General features: G+C 41.2%; 12 protein-coding genes. 3 read left to right on the top strand and 9 right to left on the bottom strand.

Annotated features, from left to right (window positions below; genetic code table 11):
- Positions 1 to 16 precede the first annotated feature (16 nt).
- Genes sbcC through addB form a run of 4 tightly spaced genes read right to left on the bottom strand, consistent with a single transcriptional unit; the run spans position 17 to position 11802 of the window.
- Entirely contained in the window at positions 17 to 3412 is a 3396-nt protein-coding gene (gene sbcC / locus ACP7A0_RS15585; RefSeq protein WP_426005700.1) for an exonuclease subunit SbcC, read from the bottom strand.
- Complete coding sequence (sbcD, locus tag ACP7A0_RS15590; protein ID WP_060595952.1) at positions 3409 to 4584, bottom strand: exonuclease subunit SbcD; 1176 nt, start codon at positions 4582 to 4584, stop codon at positions 3409 to 3411. The genes sbcC and sbcD overlap by 4 nt, the downstream gene beginning before the upstream one ends.
- 26 nt (positions 4585 to 4610) lie before the next feature.
- Positions 4611 to 8315, bottom strand: a complete 3705-nt coding sequence (gene addA, locus ACP7A0_RS15595) for a helicase-exonuclease AddAB subunit AddA (protein WP_375567198.1) — start codon at positions 8313 to 8315, stop codon at positions 4611 to 4613.
- On the bottom strand, positions 8293 to 11802 hold the full coding sequence (gene addB, locus ACP7A0_RS15600; RefSeq protein WP_066031070.1) for a helicase-exonuclease AddAB subunit AddB: 3510 nt from the start codon (positions 11800 to 11802) through the stop codon (positions 8293 to 8295). The genes addA and addB overlap by 23 nt, the downstream gene beginning before the upstream one ends.
- Before the next feature lie 167 nt (positions 11803 to 11969).
- On the opposite strand from addB, the gene ACP7A0_RS15605 reads away from it, so the two are divergent.
- Positions 11970 to 12416, top strand: coding sequence for a ferritin family protein (locus ACP7A0_RS15605; RefSeq protein ID WP_106039548.1), 447 nt, complete (start codon positions 11970 to 11972; stop codon positions 12414 to 12416).
- A gap of 197 nt (positions 12417 to 12613) precedes the next feature.
- On the opposite strand, the gene ACP7A0_RS15610 is transcribed toward ACP7A0_RS15605, so the two are convergent.
- The 3 genes from ACP7A0_RS15610 to ACP7A0_RS15620 are packed head-to-tail and all read right to left on the bottom strand — an operon-like array spanning position 12614 to position 14336.
- Positions 12614 to 13024: a DoxX family protein gene (locus ACP7A0_RS15610; protein ID WP_034663477.1), complete on the bottom strand. Its 411-nt coding sequence runs from the start codon at positions 13022 to 13024 to the stop codon at positions 12614 to 12616.
- 57 nt (positions 13025 to 13081) lie between these two features.
- Positions 13082 to 13921 carry a M56 family metallopeptidase gene (locus tag ACP7A0_RS15615; protein WP_106039549.1) on the bottom strand — a complete coding sequence of 280 codons (840 nt, stop codon included), beginning with the start codon at positions 13919 to 13921 and terminating at the stop codon, positions 13082 to 13084.
- A complete protein-coding gene (locus ACP7A0_RS15620; RefSeq protein WP_024425495.1) occupies positions 13914 to 14336 on the bottom strand; it encodes a BlaI/MecI/CopY family transcriptional regulator in 423 nt (140 codons plus the stop codon). The genes ACP7A0_RS15615 and ACP7A0_RS15620 overlap by 8 nt, the downstream gene beginning before the upstream one ends.
- A gap of 266 nt (positions 14337 to 14602) precedes the next feature.
- On the opposite strand from ACP7A0_RS15620, the gene ACP7A0_RS15625 reads away from it, so the two are divergent.
- A complete protein-coding gene (locus tag ACP7A0_RS15625; protein ID WP_060595948.1) occupies positions 14603 to 15748 on the top strand; it encodes an AbrB family transcriptional regulator in 1146 nt (381 codons plus the stop codon).
- Between the two features lie 34 nt (positions 15749 to 15782).
- Here ACP7A0_RS15625 and lepB read toward each other — a convergent pair whose 3' ends face one another.
- A complete protein-coding gene (gene lepB, locus ACP7A0_RS15630; protein ID WP_034663490.1) occupies positions 15783 to 16295 on the bottom strand; it encodes a signal peptidase I in 513 nt (170 codons plus the stop codon).
- On the bottom strand, positions 16295 to 16912 hold the full coding sequence (locus ACP7A0_RS15635; protein ID WP_034663493.1) for a TVP38/TMEM64 family protein: 618 nt from the start codon (positions 16910 to 16912) through the stop codon (positions 16295 to 16297). Before ACP7A0_RS15635 ends, lepB begins: the two co-directional genes overlap by 1 nt.
- 156 nt (positions 16913 to 17068) lie before the next feature.
- Here ACP7A0_RS15635 and ACP7A0_RS15640 point away from each other — a divergent pair, with 156 nt between their 5' ends.
- A complete protein-coding gene (locus ACP7A0_RS15640; protein ID WP_106041507.1) occupies positions 17069 to 17431 on the top strand; it encodes a hypothetical protein in 363 nt (120 codons plus the stop codon).
- Positions 17432 to 17452 lie beyond the last annotated feature (21 nt).

Consider the following 17452-nt stretch of genomic DNA (forward strand, 5'->3'; position numbering starts at 1 on the left):
GTCATCACCTCAACAATTACATTAATTCCATTGAGACCGTTGTCCCTTTCCCGCTTGGATCTGCTGGATGGACAATCAGTTTCTTCGGCAGTCTCATTTTCAATTCTTCCACGTGGCTAATCACACCAACTGCTAAATTGTGAGACTGCAGTTTCTCTAATGCGGTAATGACCGTATCAAGCAAGTCTTGATCGAGCGTACCGAATCCTTCATCAAGGAAAAAGAATTGCAGCGGGAATTCACCTCTCAGCTGAATTTGTGCAGAAAGAGCAAGGGCAAGCGCCAGCGATGTCAGGAAGGTTTCCCCGCCGGACAAGCTGGACACAGGACGCCTGACACCACCATTTGCATCATCACGCATAACAAAGCCGCCTTCTGAGTCGACCTCAATCGCATATCTTTGTCTCGTCAACATACCCAAGCGGGCGGATGCATCACGACTGACACTTTCCAGCTGTTCTTCTGCTAAAAATTCAACAAACGTATTCCCTTTAAAAACGGTTTGCAGTTTATCGAGGCGATCAATTTCTTGCTGCAGTGCTTCCAAGCGTTCGTGAATACTTGCAAAGCGCTGATGATTTTCTTCAATCACACGCAGGTGTTCATGTGCGGACCCACTCATTGCTGTCGCTTCTTCCAATGCTTTTTCAGCTGCATCTTTTCTGTGCTGAATGTCAGTCCACTGCTTTTCATCCAGTGACTCTTCTTTCAGTAATTCAGAAATTCGCTTTAAGTTTGCGGCACATTCCTTTCTTCTATCCTCAAATTCCTCCATTTCCTGTTTGACCGATTGACGTACTGCCTGTTCCATTGAAGCAGACTCAATTTCCTGCGGCATATGAAAAGGAGAGGATTCTGTTTCTTTTTCCCATGCTGCTTCTGCTTCTTGTTTTCGCCGGTTCGCCTCTTGAAGCTGACGCTCACTGCTTGAAAAATGGCTTTGCGCCTCACTAAACAACTGCTGCGCGTGCTGCAATTGCTTGTACGATTGCTGTTCTTTTTCATTAAGAAGAGCAAGAGATTGTTCAACCTCAATAAGTTCATCAGAAATAGAGGCAGCTTTTAATGGATATCGGCCTAAATCTGTTTCATATTGATGGATAAGCTGATGCTGACTTTCTAGCTGATGCGCTAGTTTATCAAGTTCTTTCTCGACATTGTATATCGCTGTCTGCAGCTGCTCTTTTGCTAGCTGTTTTTCTTCCAAAAACGAAATGCTTTTCTCAATACGTTCTTTATAGCCTTCCGCTTGTTGGTCCTTTTCATCGATTTGCTTTTGCAGCTCTTGTACTTGATTCAATGTAAAATGAGGGAAGGCCTGTTCAAATTGAGTCGTTTGCTCTGAAAGCTCAGATTGAAGCTCTTTGATCAGCACCTCTAATTCTTCGATGCGCTGCTGTTCAAAAGTCATTTGCTCTTTCATCTTGCTCATCTCTGCTGCTTGATTATGCGTTTCATCCATTAAACGAGCTCGTTTACGTTCAACTTCTTGAATATCCTGCTTTATGCCTCTCCATTCTTGCATCAGATCCTGCAAAGACTGCGGATTTTGTACGGTTTCTACTGCTGCAGCTACTTCTGCTCCCGGGGCTTTCTGAGATAAGAAAGCGAATTGTTTCACTAATTGATTGGCATTCGTTTCGAGGAGCTGCTTTGCGGCATACATGTCTCTCGCATACTCCTCTGCCTGCTTGAGCTCTTTGTCCATCCGTTGAATGACTTCATCGACTTGTGCCACGGTTTCTTCATGGTCATTGGATTCCAAAGCCTTTGGATCATGATGAATTGATCCACAAACCGGACATGGCTCACCATCTACTAGCTCTGCCGCTAATTCTTTTCTTAATTCAGCCGCCCTTACAACATCACGCTGTTTTAATTTTTCGAGCTTCTGATGTTGTTCTTTTTTACTCCATTCTGTTAGAGCTCGTTCGAATTCACATACATAAAAATAGAGGTGTTCAATTGCTTGAAACGATTGGTCTATTTTTTCATGATGGTCGTTTTGCTGTTTTTGAAGCTTTTCATATGCTTCTGAAGTCTGTGAGGCTCGCTTTTTGAGCTCCTCCAGCTTTTGCTTTTCTTTTTGAATGCTGCGGTTTATTCTTTCAACATTTTCACTTAAACGTAAAGCATCCTGTACACTTTTCCGTTCTTTTACTGAGACTTGTAACTGCTCCAGCTCATGCTTCAGCTGTGTTTGTTTCGTCAGTGCACGCTCTAATAGAGATTGAAGATTGTCCGCTTCTTTTTTCTTTTGTATGAATTGCTGCGTTTTTTCATTTTTTTGTTGTTCTATTCCTGTCTTTTCCTGAAAAGCTGTCTCTTTTTTTCGTTCAATTTCCTTTAGATGAATCAGCTGCTCTTTCTTTTGGAGAAGTTCTGGCTCAGTCTCTATTTTCTTTTGCCGGGCTTGCTCATACTCATGCGTCATTTGATCATAGATCGTTCGTTGATGCAGCAGCTGCTTTTCTGCTTCCTGCTTCTCCTTTGATGCTTGAGAAAGCTGTTTTTCAGCCTTTGTTAATGCATCCGCATAGGGCTTTAGCGCCTCTGCCTGCTCTGCGATATTGAGCTTGGCCTTTTTCTCTTCCATTAATGGTGCCAGTAGATTCAGTTTGTTTTGTTCAGTCTCATAAGCTTCTTGTTCCTTTTGATACTGCCAGATCGCTTGCGCCTTTGTAAAAGCAGTGAACGCTTCGTCCCGCGCTTGTTTTTTCTCATGAAAAATGGCTTTTGCCTGCTCTGCTGCTTCCTTTGCTTTTGCCAGCGCCTCTGGGCCAGCTTCCCCTAAACCATTCAGTTCAGCCAGCAGTTCATTTTTTTGCCCATATTGATTCTGAGCTTTTGCACGCAAACGCTTGACGAGCTGATCCCCATACTTTTCCAAGTTAAACAACCGCTGAAGCATTTGACGTCTGTCTGCCCCTTTTAGGGAGAGAAATTCTGCAAATTTCCCTTGAGGTAAGACAACCGCTCGCGTAAAATCATCAATGGTTAATCCGAGTAATTCTTCTACTTTACGATTGACCTCACTCGCTTTATCTGCGAGAACGGTCTGCGTATCACCGATTTCAATCAGGCGGCATAATGTCGTTCTGACTTTCATTTCATCCGCTCGTTTGAAAGCACGTTCAACTTTATAAGAAATATGGTGTTCCTTTTGCAAAGCAAATGTAAAGGAAACCGACAGCTTTTCTTCCGCTTGGTTCAAAATACCATGTGTATTATTTAACGCGCGTTCCACTTTGCCATAGAGTGCCAGGGTCATGGCGTCTAATATGGACGACTTTCCACTTCCTGTCGGTCCAAATATGCCAAACACACCTGCATCACATAATGAGCTAAAGTCAATTGTTTGTTCTTCTCTGAAGCTATGAAGTCCTTTAATGGTCAGCGTAATCGGCTTCAAGTCGCTTCCTCCTCTTGCATTTCATTGGCTAGCTCTAAAAACAGTTTGACTGTTTTTTCATCGGGTAGACCGCCACCTGTCTGGCGCTCATAAAATTTCACGAACCGCTCTTCGATCGAGAGCTTTTCCACTTGCTTTTGCTCTTCTATTTGCTGTAGTTCTTTGAACTTTGGTCGAATGTGAACAAACCCACTATGCTGCTTACGGAGCTGATGAATCTCTTCAATAGAGAGCTGGTCTGTTAAATGAATCTCTAAATCAATCCACGCCTGAAGATCACGTTTTTCATCCAGCCACTCGTGCACTTGACTCAGTCCCTCAGTCGCCTTCCATTTCACAAGTGGTTTTCCGCTTGATAAAAACACTTCTTTCCAGCTTGCCTTTTCATTAGGTTTTGCCTCTACAATTGTGACTGATTTGGCATAGCCTGATTCAGAAAAGCTATAAGCAAGAGGTGATCCAGAATACCGGGCAATCGTTTTGGCACGTTTGATCGTTTGCGGGCGGTGCAAATGCCCAAGTGCAACATAGCAAGCTGCTTCTGGCAGGCTTTCAGCCGCAACGGTATATGCGCCGCCTACTTCAATCGGTCTTTCTGAATCTGTTTGACTTCCTCCTGCCACATAAATGTGGCTTGTTGCAATATTAACTGTATCCGGCTGGAATTGAGTACTTAAATGTTGAAACGCTTGTTGAATTTTTAAATTGTAATGATCACGAAGCACTTTCTCTTCAAATGTTTCAGCCAGCACCTCATTTAGTCTAGCCTCAGACGGATAAGCGAGTGCTGCAATGGATAAACGTTCACTCGAAGAAGGAACATCGACACGGATGATGTCATTTGTCGGATATCCAATTAAATGAATACCCTGATCATTTGTTAAAGGAGATGCGGCTGATAAGCGATCCGGATTATCGTGATTGCCTGAGATGACCACTACCTGCCGTTTTCCTTTATCAGATAAGGCAGATAGACTTTCATAAAAAAGCTGCTCTGCTCTAGCAGGCGGATTCACTGTATCAAAGGCATCACCGGCCATCACAATGACATCAATGTGTTCGTCTTTCACGATTTGATACAGTTCATCTAAAAACTGTGCTTGCTCATCAAGCCGGCTTCGACCTTCAAGGGTTTTCCCTAAATGCCAATCCGCTGTATGCAGAATCCTCATGTGATTCACCTCTCATTCCGATACATTTATAAAGAGATTTCTAAATTCCCATCGAAGAAATAGAGAATTTTCTCCTCTAATGTTCTGTTTGTCAAACGCTCTACTGCTTTTGCATATAACGCTATTTGGGTTTCATAGCGCTTTTTCAAGATAGGTTCAGCAGCGTCAAGTCCACCTGTATATCTGCCTTGCACTCTATCCGTTTTATAATCTAGTAAAAATAGCTTTCCATCTGTTTCAAATAAACAGTCAATCATTCCTTGAATCAGAACAGGCTCTCCCTCAGTATCAATATGACTGTATACCTCTTTAACAGGTAACACCATACTAAATGATACCTCTCGTTTTACCCAGTCCGCTTTCAGCAGTTTTTGACCAATTGAAGTAGAGAAGAAAGCAGCAATTCCTTCTTGATCAATTGACTGGACTTGCTCATCTGTTAGCAAGTCTCGCTGCTGTAAGGATTCGAGCAGGTGCCTTATACGTGATTCATCATAGGGCTCCTCAGAAGGAAGCGTGATATGCTGCATGACTGTATGCATTGCGGTGCCTTGTTCTGCGGCAGTGAGTGTTTTTTTCTTCATGAAAGCCGGCCGGTCATACAATGTTGCACGAGCTTTTCGAATAGAAGAAGGAACACTGTACTCATCCTGTATTTCTTTCATCCTTTTTATCTCGGAAACAGACTGCTTTGTGCCGACTTGCGAGGCCGCTAGATATGGATATTTCCATGAAAGTCTCTCTGCCACCTTCTCATCAGCATCACCATATCCTTCAACAGGCAGACCATCCATCAATGCTTGTACTACCTCGTCTTGCTGCTTCTTTTCAAGTGACATATCTTCCTTTAGAAGATCAGAAGCTTGCGTAAATGAGATAGTGAATGTAGACGGATGCGAAAGAACAACATCGCCTGTTTCTTCTAAAACAGATGACATCGCTTGATGACGGATAAGGGCAGGGCCAATAAAATCTAAGTATGTTTTCGATTGATAACGTTCAAAATCAGGGAGCAGCCACTCTTCTCCAGTCGCGGCATTTTGCCATTTGCTTAATGCTTTCACCTGATTTTTGACAGAGCCGACCAGAAATAATTTTTCCTTAGCCCTTGTGAGCGCCACATATAAGACCCTCAGCTCTTCAGATAATAACTCTTTTCTCATCTTTTTTTTCATCGCCACAAGCGGTAATGTCGCATAACTAATTCTCAGCTCTGGATGGATATACTTGCTTCCAAAGCCTAGCTCTTTATCAAGTAAGTAGGACTGGTTTAAGTCCATCATATTAAAGTTCCTGCCGAGTCCTGCAGTAAAGACGACTGGAAATTCTAATCCTTTACTGCTGTGGATCGTCATCATGCGCACAACGTCCTCTGTTTCACTGAACGTTTTTGCCGCACCAAGATCATCTCCACGCTCCTGCATTCTTTCAATAAAACGAAGGAATCGAAATAGCCCTCTAAAGGCAGCTTTTTCATATTGCTTGGCTCGATCATAAAGGGCACGAAGATTCGCCTGCCGCTGCTTACCTCCAGGCATCCCGCCAACATAATCAAGATACTGCGTATCTCGGTATACTTCCCAAATTAATTCTGCCACCGAATGATTGATGGAGAAATCACGCCACTTACGCAGCAATTGGAAAAATCGCTCTAATTTTTTGCATGTAGGGTGATCAGAATGCGTCACACTCATGAATGCCTTTACAGCATCATAATAAGTGCCTTTTTTATCACTCGTTCGAATAAGTGCCATTTCATTTTCATCTAAATGAACAATAGGTGATCTTAAAACAGCTGCAAGCGGAATATCCTGATACGGATTATCGATGACTTTTAACAAAGAAAGAATGACAGACACCTCTGTTGCTTCAAAATAACCAGAGGAAAGATTCGCATATACTGGGATTCCCTGCTTCTTTAATTCTTCCATCATTTGCGGGGCCCACGGCATAGACCGAAGCAAAATGACAATGTCACGATACTGCAAGTTACGGGTCATTTGCTGTTTTGCATCGTACACTTGAAATGGCTGCTCCACCAATTCTCTTATTTTTTTAGCAATGATTCTCGCTTCAAATTGGACGGTCTCAAGTTCTTCTCGCTCTTCGCCGGTTTCCGCTTCCTGCTGATCTAAGTGGACAAGGAGCATTTCTGTCGTTGTATCTTTGCTTTCTGGATAACTCGCTCCAAGCTTTAATTCAGCTTGTTCATCATATTCAATTTCTCCAACTGTTTCCCCCATCAGCTGCTTGAACAAAAAGTTCGTACTATCTAAAACATCTGAACGGCTTCGGAAGTTTTTATTTAAATCAATTCTCTTCCCTGTTTCTTTGCCGTCTGGTTGAAAGTGTTTATATTTGTTTAAAAAGAGCATGGGCTCAGCCAGTCTAAAACGATAAATGGACTGCTTTACATCACCAACCATAAACAGATTGCCCTCTGCAGAATGTTCCCCTTTAGACACAAGCTTTAAAATCGTTTCTTGTACGAGGTTTGTATCCTGGTATTCATCAACGAGCACTTCTTCAAACTGCTGTTGATAGTACTTGGCAGCTTCTGTTTCGATCAAATGTCCTTCTGCATCCTGCTCCGCTAAAATGCGTAAGCAATAGTGCTCTAAATCCGAAAAGTCGACAATTGACTTTTCCTGCTTCGCTCTCTCGAAACGCTCACCAAATTGGATCACAAGCTCTACAAGCGTCTCCACAACTGGCTTCATTTCAGCTAAGCTTTTTAAATGCTGGGCAGGACTGCGCATGAAGTATTCATCTTTTAGTTTTTCTAATTGTTTTTTTGCTTGATTACGTGCATCAGTGGCTTTTTCTAATAAAGCAGGGTCATATTCGTCACCTTTGCACGTTTTGAGCCTTTTAAAATTGACGTTCGGCAAAAGCTCATAAAGCTTCTCAAAATCATCTTGATGACGGATTAATTCATTGACTTGCTCTAAATCATCTATAAAATTCTCTGCTCTCGGTGCTGGGCCGCCCGGCTCTTTTGATAGCGAAAGAGCTCGTTCAAGCAGCTCCTGGCAGCTCCGGAGAACGAGAGAAAGATCTTCTTTGATATATGGATAAAACGGTAATTCTTCTACTTTTGTTAGTGCATCTACATCATAAAGTGAAAGGAATGCCCTCATCCATTGCTCAGGTAAAGGATGAGACCTAGAAAACTCATAAATTCTCTTCACAAGCCATTGCAAATCTAAGTCATGGCGGTCAGAAGTGTAACGATCAACCAGTTCAAAGAATGATGGCTTTCCAGCCTTATATTCATCCTCGAACAGTTCATCTAACACTTCATCTCCTAATAATTCTCCTTCTGTTTGATCTGCCAAACGAAAGCCTGGGTCAAGATCAATTTCATAGTAAAAGGTGCGCAAAACCTGCAAGCAAAAGGAGTGCAAGGTAGAAATATTGGCACGATTCATGAGGGACAGCTGCCTTCTCATATGAAGGGACCCAGGGTTTTTGGCTAATTCTTTTTCAAGTGCTTCTGTAATCCGATGCTTCATCTCTGCCGCAGATGCATTTGTGAAAGTCACAACGAGCAGACGGTCCACATCAACTGGATGTTCAGGCCGGGTCATTTTTCGAATCAGCCGTTCAACCAAAACAGCTGTTTTTCCTGACCCTGCCGCCGCCGCAACCAAGATATCTTGTCCTTCTGAAACGATGGCTTCCCATTGGTCATCCGTCCACGTACTGTTATTCGGTTTTGGTATTTGCATACTGATCCCCTTCTTTTTTGATCCGGTCTATCACAACATCATCTTTCTCAGAGGTGAGCACCCTAAAATCATTATCCTCTATTGATTCATCGAATTGGCAAATAGACTTGAATGAACAAAAGCGGCAAGGTGTTTGATCCTTCAATTTATATGGATTAATTGCGACCTCTCCATTTGTAATTCTTTCGCCTGCTTCTTCAAATGTGCGCCGAACGTGTTGTGTGAGTATATGGAAATGATCTTCACTTAAAACTGCAGAGTCAGAACGGAAAGACCCATCCTTTTTCAAGCCGGCTTGAATGACTTGTGATCTACCTGAATCAAGCGTTTGATCCATGAGCTTTACTGCTTCTACATCTTCAAGCAATAAACCCTTCATTTTAAATTTCTTGAATATTTCCTGCTCAATGTCATCCTCTGCAAGCGGAATAGGTGCTTGAATAAGCGGATCATGGATATGGAAATATAAAATGCCAGCAGGCGTCGCTTCAACCCCGAGCCACTCTTTCGAATACGTAATGGTCAGGTCTAAGTAAGTGAGCATTTGCAAGGCCAGCCCATAGTATACTTCTGCTAAGTCAAGACCTTTCTCACTGGATTTGTAGTCGACTATTCTCAAGAGCAGCCCTTTTGAACCTTCTGCTTTATCTACCCGGTCAATTCTTCCGACAAGCTCCATCGTGCAGCCATTCTTTAATTGAAAAGTAAACGGCGGCAATGGCCCTTGCCCCCCAAAACCTAACTCTAGCCCTACTGGAGAAAATCCACTCACTTTGGCATGTTCACTTAATATAGAAGAGACTCGAATCAAGATTTTCTGGAGCTTTTCTTTAATATAAGCATGCCGATTAGAGCTTAATAGAATTTCCTTTTGAAGACGCGGAGCAAGCTGTTCAATCGCATGTTTTGAATAAGTGACACAATCTTCCTTCGTTAGGTTTTTCCAATCCTTTTTTTGTTCAACAAGCGTATCTGAAATATGTTTTAAAGCCGAGTGAAACAACTGGCCGATATCAGGTGCTTCCAATTTGTAAAATTGTCGATCCTTTAGTTTTAACCCATGGGAAGCAAAGTGAGAAAATGCACACGCATTGAATTTCTCCATTCTTGAAACACTGCCCTGAATATGATCACCATAAAGCTCTTTTGTGACATTAGGCTTTAATGGCTTCGCTCGATTTGTAAAAAACAAACTTGACATGATGTTTTTTGATACATCCCGATGAGGAGATGTCATTAAGTAGTTATAGACACTCCACCATACACCACTAATGGGATATTGATTGAGCCATTGCTGCAGCTGTGAGACGGTATACGATAACGAAACATGCTCATTCGCTACAAATTTTAATTGCTCCTCGTCATCCAGTTGTTCTGGATCTAACACATAAAGAGCCTGCTGGTGATTTGGCATAAGCTCTTGGCAATACTTGATAAGTGTCGAAGGCAAAAGAGAACGTCCTTCTGCATCAGCAGCCGAATAGGATAGATACAAATGACGTGATGGACTCGATAACGCTTGGTAAATTAAAAATTGCTCATCTAGCAGCCGTTCCTTTCCTGTCTCTGCCAGCTCTGCTCCTGCTCGTTTTAACCATTCACGGTCATCCTCAGACAATACACTCTCATCAGAGGGGCGTGCGGGAATAACGCCATCATTTACACCAACGATAAACGTACACTTCACTTGATACATTCTCGATAAATCCATACTTCCAATAAATACTTGGTCGAGTGAAGGCGGAATCAAAGCGAATTTTAGAGAAGCTAATCCTGTATCCATCATTTGTTGGAATAAAGGAAATGAGAGCTCTTCTTCACCTAGCATTTCAACAAATTCATCCATTAATTGAATAACCGCATCCCATACTTGTCCGTGCTGCATTGCTTCAGCTAATCTCCCTGCTTCTTCAGCCTCAAGCCTCGCTTTTTCAAGCTTATCTGGTACTTGTATCTCTTCTAAAAAGACATAGACAGCCTCTACCATGTCTCTTACCTTTTGCGCTTTTTTGAGCCTTTTCTGCAACTGGTAAAGCGGGGGCACGATCCATTCTTTGACGTCATTTAGCATTTGTTCCATTTCAATTTCTTGATCTGTTTGTCCAAAATCCTCATCTAATGATTGGAAGCGCCTGTAATGAAACCGGGAACCGTTTGTCCAGCGTTCTCCTTTTACACCATAAGCAATACAATAGTTTTCGAGCTGATCTGCCTGCTCTCTCGCTTTGTTCTTAGCGAGTTCAAGCGGAAATAAGAACTCTGTTTTCACGCAGCGAAATACCGCTTCATACCGCCAGTTTCCCTTTATGACATCCAAGCTCGAACGAATCAATTCAATGAGCGGATGATACTGCATCGATTCATTTCCATCAATAAAAAAAGGAATATCGTAATCTCGAAAAACCTCTTTTAATGTATCTTTATAGTCGTCTACATGTCGTGCAACAATCGAGATATCTCTCAATCTAAGTCCTTTTTCTCTCACTAAATCAAGTATATCTCTGGCTACACCCTCAATTTCAGCTCGTTTATTTGCACTTTTAGACACTGTGAGATGAGGGGTGTTTTCCTGATATGGCTGCACTGGTCTCTGCTCATATTGGTGTTCTAAATAAGCAAGATCTGGTGTATAAATGTGCCGTTTATTTCTTTCCAAAACGTTTTCAGAAATGTCAGCTCCGCACTCTCTAGCAAGCTGATAGAGCTGGAAATACGTTTTCCCTGTCATACGAAATAAATCAAGTTCATTTGGCTGCCTATCATGATAGGAGCGATCCACTGTGAAAGCAGCAGTTATTTTTGCTGCATGCAGCAAGAGCTGTTCAATGACAAGAAGTTGCTGCGGTGTAAATTGATAAAAACCATCTATATAAATGTGTGCTCCTTTTATTTCTTCAGATGAAGGAATTTGCTGCGTGAGAAGTGTCAAATAGTCTTCTGAGTGCACATATTCATCTTGTAAATGCTGCTCCATCTGCTGATAAAGAACATGCAGATCATGCAATTTTTCGGCTGCCCGTCTTTCTTCTGTATACTCTGAATACATGCTCGACATTGAAATTTTTTCAATATCCTCCGGCAACATACAATACCTTTTGAATTCAGCCATCGTCTTTTCAATTTGCTCCACAAATCCCGGCTTATCACTCGCTTTTTTGAACACTTTAAACTTTTCTTTCTGCTCTTCAATCACTTTTCTTAAAAGCATTTGAATTCCTGTGCTTGTCACAAATTGCCGGTTCGCTCCGCCAGTCTGCTGTAAAATAGACCAAGCAAGACGTGTGAAACTAAATACTTTGGCCCTGATCATTCCGCCAGCTTCAGACGTTTTTGCAAGCTCATATTCCATTAAAAATGTCATTTGATCCGGGACTAAAAAAATGATTGGCGGACCCAACGGATCAAGCCGAAGCTGTTCTTTGATTTCCTCTAAGATTGCAGTCGTTTTTCCACTCCCCGATCTGCCTGCTAAAAACTGAATCTCCACGTTCCACAACACCTTTCTTATGTACTCATATTCTAGCGAAAATAAAGGGAAATAGCTATTTTCCTATCACGTTCCCGTTCTCCTATCTGATTGAAATAACATAGGCACCTTTCCTCACTCTTTTCATATCATAAACCATCATGAACAAAAAGGAGGCTGGCAATATCATGTATTACGATTACTATGACTACTCGCCATATGACATGCGCCAAAACACAAGGATCATTTCAGACCTTGAGAAGGCGATCAATGGTGAATATTCTGCGATCCAATGCTACGAAAAACTTGCCCAAAAAGCAAAAAACCCTGAGGCGAAAAAGGTCATTCAAGAAATACGTCAGGATGAAGTCAGACACTATCAACTATTTTCAAAGCTATATTATTCTTTAACAGGTAGAAACCACAAACCAAGCGTAACAGAAGCTTGTCCAGAACAATTCAGAGAAGGACTTATGTTTGCCTTTAAAGATGAACAAAAAACGGTCGATTTTTACTTAAGCGTATCAGACTATGTCCGTGACCAAGGAACAAAAGAGCTAATGAAACGTATCGCTCAAGATGAACAGCAGCATGCTGTATGGTTTTTATACCTTTTAACGCACCATGTGTCTTAGATAGTCCTATTTTAATAGGAGATCGTATGTTCCGTCAAAAAATGAAATCGATTTTTCGTTCCTTCAATATGTCAAAGTTAGCGCTAAATGTAGCAAAGTCTCACATCCCTTCCTCATTTTCAAACGAGAAAATGAGAATTTGACCATTAAAAAAACTCCTCTGCCACAAATAGCAGAAGGAGTTTTTTCATGATCTTTTAATGAAATTTTGCTTCATTGCTTTGCTGCTGATGCTTGAGAACCCCATCGATTGACAGCAGCTTACTGCCGCTAAGTGTTAAATAAAGCGCCATGACGAGCAGCGAAAGTTCAAATTCATAACCGCCAACAAATCCTTTAGAAAAACCAACAGTAATAATCGCTACAGCCATAATTGGTACAAATAATGCTGCGAAAATACGTGTTCCTAGACCTAAAATCAAAGCGATACCCCCGACTAGCTCAATTGTCTTGACAATATAGGCCATAAATTCGGGTAAACCGATTTGCCCAAAGAATGCTGCTGTTCCTCCCAGTCCTCCTTGATATGCCTGAAGTCCATGTAAAAAGAAAATAATACCTAAAATAACGCGTACAAAAAGTGTTCCTATTTCTTGATTCGTTTTCATATAGTGAATTCCTCCTGTTTTTACACTACATAATGTAATGTTAATAAGTAAAAAAAATTAGTAATTTAAGTTGAGCATAATCATTAAGACCACCATCAGAATGGCTGATGTGACAATTGGAAAAATTGGTACATTAAAAGGAATATTGTAAGTTGGATTTAAGATTTTTTGTATTCTTAAATTCAATGCCCGATCTCCAAAGGACACCGCAAACTTTGTTTGTTTTTGAAACTGGGTTTTCTTTTTAATCAGTTTCAAAAGGGCCTGCCCTACTCCAAGCTCAGTACCTGTCTGCTGAATGGCATAGTCATCTGCAATCACTTCGCGAAAAACAGAGTAGCTTTGTCTCATATGCTTTAACACTGGAATGTACCAAATGACTTTTGTGAGCATTGAGAACATGAAAGCTTTTAAGGGATCATAGCTGTATTTGTGATGCAATTCATGATGAACAACAGCGTCAATCTCCTCTTTATCCAGCATGTCCATGAGGGCTGTTGATAAATAAACCTTTGGGTGAAGCATCCCCATTGCAAAGGCAAGCGGTTCTTGACAGTGAAACACAATGATATCGTTTTGATATTTCTCTGACAGAAATTCGGTTGACTGTTGTTCGAATGCCAACATCATATGTCGTTTGAATTGAATGTACTTGCTGATTTGCTTTGCCATATAGAAAATTGCAAATCCCAATGTGTAGAGGACTAAGGCATCTAGAAAATACTTTAAAGGAGTGAATCCATAAAATTCGAGCACGGACTGGCATACATGGATCAGGTTATATGCTTGGTTCCAGCCAAAAAAGCTTGAAAGCACGTAATACCCCATCTGATAAAAAATGGCTAAACCAATCAATATACCGCCTAAAAACAGCAGACTCGACTTCATTTTATTCATTTTGCTGCTCCTCTTTTTTAGATGCTAGCCTTGCTTCTAGAACTTTGAGTAATTCAGGATCAGCACTTTCAATCGCATCCACCATATGATTCACTGCCAATGGACCGAAATCGTCCATCAATCCTTGCGTAATCCATTTTGTTTGCTCATTTAGAAATTCTTCTTTTGTTAAAATGGGATTATAAATAGATGAGCGCCCTTTTGTTTTTTTCTCCACAATTCCTTTTTCGGTTAAGCGGTTCAGCACAGTCATCACCGTGTTGAAATTAATCGGCTTTTCATCTGACAGCTTCTGCTGCACCTCTTTAATCGGCATATCCTCACCTTGATAAAGGATCTCCATAATTCTTCCCTCTAAAGGACCAAAAAAACGATTCAATCCCTTTTCATTATATTTAAAAGAAGGAATTTTCATGTTATCACCCCACACTAAGCATTGTAGTGTAATTGAAAATGATAGTCAACTGATAAGATAAATAGGGGAAAATCGTTGTATATTGACTTTGCTTTTGGTAAAAATTATTTCTTTCTTTATAAGAATTTGCTAACCATTTATTGATAAGATAATCTTATGAAAATGGTAAAAAAAATCGTATTATATTTATAGAGACTTTTGTATTATAGTGAAGATAACAACATTTCACTTACTGAACAAACATATAGGAAGAAGGTTTACATGTGATGAAACAAGGAAACAGCCTTCGAACCGATCTCATTCTGATTGCGATAAGCGGTTTAGGTGGATTTCTTTTGTCTTTAACAGGAATGTCTATTGGCTGGATGGTTGGTACATTAATCACAGCAGCTTTTATTGCCATGCGCCGCCCCACCCTGTTTCAGCGTAAAGGAACCAGCACCTTACGTATTCACAGCAGATGGCTGCTCCTTGGTCAATTCATTCTCGGAATCGAACTCGGACAGAAAATGAATATGAAGGTCCTTCACATTTTCGCTGAAAATTGGCTCCCTGTGAGTTTCATGCTCGTCTTTTCTATTCTACTGGCGATGCTCTCAGGCTTTGTCTTATGGAAGCTGAGCAAAACAGATATGCTGACAAGCTTTGTCGGAACTGCCCCCGGCGGTTTATCCGCTATGCCGGGGATTGCCCAAGAGGTGGGAGCAAATACAGCTGTTGTGAGTCTCGTGCAAACGATACGTGTATTAATGGTTGTACTCACTATCCCTTTTACAGTGTTTTATTTAAATACAAAAAACGAAGCGGATGCGGTTGTAGCTACGCAAGGAAGTGCCTTCTCTTCGGGCGTTTTCACCCTGTCAAACATCTCTTGGACCGCTGCACTTATTTTAGGTGCCTGGCTCATGTCACGCCTGGCAGTTCGTCTTCATTTCCCTGCCCCTTGGCTGATCGGCAGCATGCTAGGCGTCGCAGCTCTTCAAGTTGGTGCGGGCGCACTCATAGGTTATGATTTGATTCCTTATTGGCCGGCACAAGCGAACATTGCGTCTCAAGTATTTCTAGGTGCAACCATCGGATCAAAAATGAATAAACAGATGTTTGTTGGACTAAAAAACACTCTCATTGTGGCTGTCGTCAGCTCAGCCGGGCTAATTGCTGCGACTGTCCTCAGCTCTATTGCCATTGCTGAGATCACAGGCATTTCTGTCATTACAGCCATTCTTGCCTTTTCGCCTGGCGGTATTGCAGAGATGGCAACAACAGCGGTCACACTTCACGAGGATTCTACCTTTGTTGTGGCTGTACAAGTCGTCAGAATTATTCTCGTCATTGCAATGCTGCCACCGTTTTTCCGGTTCTTACATCATGTCTGGGCAAAAAGGCAGCCTGATTATAAAGCCGCAAAATAAAAAAGAGACGCTTTGCATATGCAGAGCGCCTTTTTTATTCGCTGGTATTCCTTTTGACACCGACGACTTGATCCTTTGAAATGGTGCCAAAATGCCGGCTGTCAAAGCTATGTATTCGGTTATCTCCAACCACAAAGTAATGATTGTTTTTGATTTTATCGTCTCCTGTGATGGCTTTCAGCTGAAAATCTCCTGTCAGGACGTTCCCCATTTTATGTTTTTTCTGCTCTTTTAAATAAGGTTCCTTCTTTTTTTCACCATCGACAAATAACTGATCATCTTCATACTTGATCGTTTCTCCTGGGAGTCCAATGACCCGTTTGATCAAGATTTGATTTTTAGGTCCGTGAAATAACACATAATCAAACCGGCTAATTTTCGTGAGTTTTGGCGAGAACTTATTGATTAATAATTCTGTTCCATCTGTAAAAGTTGGGTCCATACTAACCCCTTCTACTTTGTACGTGACAAACATGAAATTCTTTACTTGGAACAATAAGACGATGCCTGTAATAATCATCAACCATAGCAATGGCTTCTTTTTCATTAAGAGCCTCCTTTGTCCTCACGCTTGCTCATTCGAATGTTCAACCTATTTTCTACTCTCTTTCCAACATACCATAATAACGCGATAACTAGAACCGCAAAAACACTTCTTAACGGATTCTTAACTAAAGCAGAAAGATCATAGCCAATAAAACTAATGATAAAAAGCATGACACACTTGCCAGATAAAGCAGCTAATGAGAATTGCCAAAAGCTAATTCTTGATAAACCCGCTACAACATTGACAGCAGCAGAGGGCGTGAAAGGAAAGCAAAGTAAAATAAATAACGGACCAAACCCTCGCTTCTCCACCCAAAGCATCAATTTTTTAATGGAAGGATGCCTACTGATAAAGTTGAGCATTCTCATCTGTCCAAATTTTCTGATCAGCAAAAAGACAAGAATAGACCCTGCACTTGCGCCAATCCAGGTCAATAAAAAGCCTTCCCAAAGGCCAAATGCATTTGCATTCGCTACAGCAAACGCAACGAGTGGTAAAAACGGAAGAAATGCTTCTATTAAGGGTAGCAATATCGCCACAATCGGTCCAAAGGCCTTGTAGCTTTCAAAAAATGATGTGATATTTTCATGAGTAAATAGGGAAAGAAATGATGTCAACTTCTTTGACTCCTTCAAGGTTTGTCTACTTTTCATTTTACATGGAAAACATAAAAATATACAAATGAATCCCCCCTGCCCCCTTGAGATTGGTTGACTCATCCGATATAATAAATAAGAACAGATGTTCCATAAATAAAGAAAGCAGGCTTGGACATGACGAGACTATCAAGAATACAGCTTCAGATGATGGAACAGGCCATCTTTCTTCCAATGGTCATCTCCATCCTCAATCGTGATTTGACTCACTTAAAGCAACATCAAACATTTAAACTAAATGAACCATACATTCAGCTTGTGACCTCTGCCTTAAAGGAAGCACAGAAAGCACTTTATGAACTGAAGCAGCATTTACGTAAAGAAAAAATGAAGGTACAGCAAATTGAACACGATGAAGGATTTACAACTTATCTATTTATCATGGATGGCTATGAAGAAAAGCATAAATACTTTAATCCACGTATACGCCACCGGGTAGAGGAACTGCTGACTCAGTATTTTCTTCATCAAGCGAACTGAATTTGCTTCATTGTCGCGCTT

The organism is Bacillus sp. DWP3-1 (assembly GCF_049896565.1).
In the GTDB taxonomy this organism is placed as follows: domain Bacteria; phylum Bacillota; class Bacilli; order Bacillales; family Bacillaceae; genus Bacillus.